The sequence below is a fragment of the Flavobacterium sp. LMO6 genome (assembly GCF_009495795.1).
Taxonomy (GTDB): Bacteria; Bacteroidota; Bacteroidia; order Flavobacteriales; family Flavobacteriaceae; genus Flavobacterium.
On record NZ_WIBH01000024.1, the window covers coordinates 1 to 4055 of the forward strand.

Sequence of the window (4055 nt, forward strand, 5' to 3'; positions counted from 1 at the left end):
ATTTGTGATGGCTTGGTGCTGGTTTTTCGCCACAATTTTCAAGCCGCGAAACGTTGTGCAACATTAACCATTCAAACTCTAAATGACGATTAAGAAAATTTCAAATGGACTAAATTGGATTGGTGGTTTATCTGCAATTTGGCTTTTCGCTTATCCGAAATTTTACAGCATTTCCGTTTTGATAAATATTCTGATTCCTATTATCGGAATTTTATTTGCACTAAAACATCAAGGAAAAGTAGGAATTGATTATAGAAAGTGGGACAACACACCTATTCCGAAAATAGATTCGGCAATACTATTTCCATCATTCGCGTTAATTTTAAGAGCATTAATGGATTTTAAAATAATTGGATTCAAAAACATATTCATTTATGCTTTAATAATTAGTATTCCATTAATAATTATCTTGTTTTATGGAACAAAAGAATATCTAATTGTGAAAAAGATATTTACAGGAATAGTTTGGGCAATTTTATTCACATTTACTTTTGGTTTCGGAACAGCAATTTTGACAAATGCACTTCTCGACAAATCCAAACCTGAATTTTATAAAGCAAAAATCATAAATAAAGAGATTGAAAAAGGAAAAACAACTGCCTATAGAATTGACTTTGAGCCTTGGGGACCGATTTTAGAAAATGATTTAATGAGAGTTTCAAAAAAAGAATTTGACAAACTGAAAGTGAATGATTCTATTGAACTAGAATTAAGAAAAGGATTTTTAAAAATACAATGGATTACTAAAAAATAACGTTGCACAACCACCGTTTGTGGCAATTGCTAGTGTAGTGCTTTTTTGGAATTTTCTTCGAAAATTCTATGAGTAGTTTTGTACTTGTAAAGTTTTGTTATAAATTTACGCAACTGCCACAAGCGGCCTAACGTTAGTGGCAAGTTTAAAAACCAGTTCCGACAGACAAAATACGATGCTTAAAATGAAACGACTAAAAAAAATATTAATATTTACAGGGGCTTTAATCGCTTTGTTTGTGCTAATTTATTTATCAATATTTTGGACGACCAAATATTGGTTTTCGGACAATTATAAATTTGGACAATACACGTTATATACGAATTCAAAATTTGACAATTCTTCAGAGTTTCTTGAGAAAATAGACCAGCGATTGAGAGCCTGTGAACTATATGATGAAAAATTAGAGCATAATATTTATTTATTTTCATCAGAAAGAAAGTTTAAATTTTATGCAACTGTTGCGGGTTCAGGATATCCTGCACAAGGGTTTAATATGAATGCATTTAACAAAATATACATTTCCCGACCATTCATAGAACAAGTACATTCAGACAGAAAATCTGCAAATAAAATAGTACCCTATTCCGCAATGGAAGGCAATATTGAAGAAACCATTTGCCACGAAATAATTCATTCATTTGTTTACAATAAAATAGGAAGCAAAAGAGCTTCTTCATTACCGACTTGGAAGCAAGAAGGATACGCAGAATATGCAGCAAACCTTCTTCCCAAAAGCATTGACACGACTTACAATTTTAAAAATAGAGTTGAACTTTATAAAGACACTTCCTTTTGGGAGGGTAATCAATTCATCTTCGAATATTATGAAGCCGAAATCCTTGTTGAATTCTTAATTGATATTAAAAAAATGACATTTGACCAATTAATGGCTGACACTTTCACATATGACATAGCTGTAAAAGAATTAAATGAATACAAATTTTAAATGAACAAAAACATTCTAAAAATTAAACTATGAATTACGCTTGGATTGTAACTGTTATCCTTTTCTTTGCATTAACTCATTTAGTTGCAGAAAAGGTAGGAAAGAATAGAGAGATTGGTTACGGAAAAACTGTTTTATGGTCGCTACTTCTGACCCCAATTATTGCTTTTTTTATTGCCATATCAAGCCCGAAGCTAAATAAGCAATGATTTCGAGGTGCATTACAACGAACGAAAACCAGCCACTAACACGGGTTTGGCAAAAGTGGCGGTTCAGTGCTCCGCAGACACATTTGTGGTTAATCAAACATTGGTTCTCCGCATCAATATTTGTGGTAAAAATCGCCACCTTCGCCAAGCCCGAAAACGTTAGTAGCCATTTTAATGAGAAACTTATCAATCATATTTTCCATATTTATCAACACAGTAATTTTCGCACAAAATGCTGAAGAATCATTATTGAATTCACTAAAAAAAGAATTCAATCTAACTGAGTATGATAGGACATCAGAAATAATTGAATTTAATAAGGATACTATAATAGTTGCAGGTTATCTGGGAAATTCGACGATTTCTTCAAAAAAAAATATTATCTACAAAACAATCAATGGAGGAGAAAAATGGAAAGCGATTGAGTTTAGTGGTGATGCTTGGATTTACAATTTTTTTCACAAAAATGACGGTAAAATATGGATGGGTGGTTCTGATAATTACATTCATTATTCAAACGACTTTGGAGAAACTTGGAGTAAAAAACCAAAACCTTTCAATCCTGTGAACAGAGTTCTATCCATTTTTATGGTTGATTCTCTAAATGGAATTGCTGGCGGATTATCTAACGGATTAGCAATCACAAAAGATAATTGGAATACTACAAAACAAATAGAAACACCTATTGACCAAGGAAAGTTCAAAATCTTAAATCCTTCTTCAAGAAACAGAATCGATGAAATTGCCATTATAGATTCCATTATTTTAATTAATCAAAATGATTACATTTTTTACTCAAAAAGAGATTCAATTAATTGGACAAAGTTCAACATTCCAGTTGCTGGTTTTTCAATAAACCAAGAGAAATCAGAAATTACTTTACATAGTAGAAATGGTAAATCCTTTATTGTTGACAAGAAACTGGATTTAATAAAAGAAAGTCAAGGAGACTATTTATGGGAAAAAATTAAAAATGATAGCACTAACATTAACTTACAATCATTTTTCGAAAGTAAAATTAATTCTATAAATGTAACTTCTACGAAATGGCTATTTGACAAGCAAGTTCATATGGGTGCAATTTATAAGTCAGATATTCAAAAAGGTATCCTTATATATAAAAAAGGTAAGTTAATATTTAAAGCAAAAGGTTTTAATAAAAAAAGTTTAGAAATATCAAAAGATACTATTCAAACTTTATTACAAAATAAAAACCTTAAAGTAGAATTATCTGAATTATCAAAGTTTTTAGAATTTACACCTAATGATTTCAAAAACTACGAAATATTCGTTGAGGAAATAAAAAAAGAACGAGTTGAAAAGGAAAATTGGGGAGGAAATTTCACTTCTCAAATTGAATTGAGTAATCCACAATTTAGAAACTTTCAAAATCAAAGCAGTTATATAAAACAAAACTATATTTCATCTGTTTTTAATCAAGTCTATTTACCGTTCTTGTTAGGACAAGAAGAAATAGATTATATAGAATTGCGAATACAGAATAACGACGGAAAGGAAATTGTAATTGATAATAAAAAGGCGGTATTTTATTCTCTACCTTGGACAATAACGTATGACAATAAATCAATTGATACTTACAATCCGAAAATTAGTGAATTAGTAAGATGTATTTTACCAACCGAATTTAACAATTACAACAAATTGTTAGGTGGAGAAATGATTTTCAAACTGATTGAAGAGAAAATAATTGACAATTTGGAATATAAAAACGGCTACTAACACAGGTTTTGCAAGATTGCGGGTTTGGGGCTTAACTTAAAGTTTGTTTTGTATCTTTGAGTTTAGTGTTTAACCGAAAGTTTCGGGCTTCCTTAGTCCGCAACCTCGCAAAGCCTGGGAACGTTAAATGCAATATATTTTCCGAACTTACACTGAACGCTTCGCTCCTATTTTTCGTTATATAATTTCTAAAAATGTAGCCGAAAAATTTTGCGTGATAAGTGAAATCTGAACCGAACTTTGCCGAAAAACTTTGTGTTGAAAATACGTTGCGTGAAACTAAAATTTGCGCGACAGACGAAGTTTGCGTGACATTGGAAAGCCGAAAACGAACTTTGCTGATAAACGTTGTGTTTTTTTAAGTTCCGAAAATATAATACTGCATTTAACAGCGGTTTAAAAA

At 30.9% G+C, this 4055-nt stretch carries 3 protein-coding genes; all 3 read left to right on the plus strand.

Features of this window, described 5'->3' with window-relative positions:
* Positions 1 to 82 precede the first annotated feature (82 nt).
* The 3 genes from GFJ99_RS13060 to GFJ99_RS13075 all read left to right on the plus strand — a co-directional run bounded on the left by GFJ99_RS13060 (position 83) and on the right by GFJ99_RS13075 (position 3652).
* Positions 83 to 754 (plus strand): hypothetical protein, encoded by a 672-nt coding sequence (locus tag GFJ99_RS13060; RefSeq protein WP_153209462.1) that lies wholly within the window; start codon positions 83 to 85, stop codon positions 752 to 754.
* A 184-nt stretch (positions 755 to 938) separates the two neighbouring features.
* Positions 939 to 1703: a hypothetical protein gene (locus tag GFJ99_RS13065; protein WP_153209464.1), complete on the plus strand. Its 765-nt coding sequence runs from the start codon at positions 939 to 941 to the stop codon at positions 1701 to 1703.
* Positions 1704 to 2086: 383 nt separating this feature from the next.
* On the plus strand, positions 2087 to 3652 hold the full coding sequence (locus GFJ99_RS13075; RefSeq protein WP_162523977.1) for a hypothetical protein: 1566 nt from the start codon (positions 2087 to 2089) through the stop codon (positions 3650 to 3652).
* The last annotated feature ends 403 nt before the right edge of the window (positions 3653 to 4055 follow it).

Coding starts and splice junctions, on each gene's coding strand:
- GFJ99_RS13060 (WP_153209462.1), top strand. CDS start 83: ATGACGATTAAGAAAATTTCAAATGGACTAAATTGGATTGGTGGTTTA.
- GFJ99_RS13065 (WP_153209464.1), top strand. CDS start 939: ATGAAACGACTAAAAAAAATATTAATATTTACAGGGGCTTTAATCGCT.
- GFJ99_RS13075 (WP_162523977.1), top strand. CDS start 2,087: ATGAGAAACTTATCAATCATATTTTCCATATTTATCAACACAGTAATT.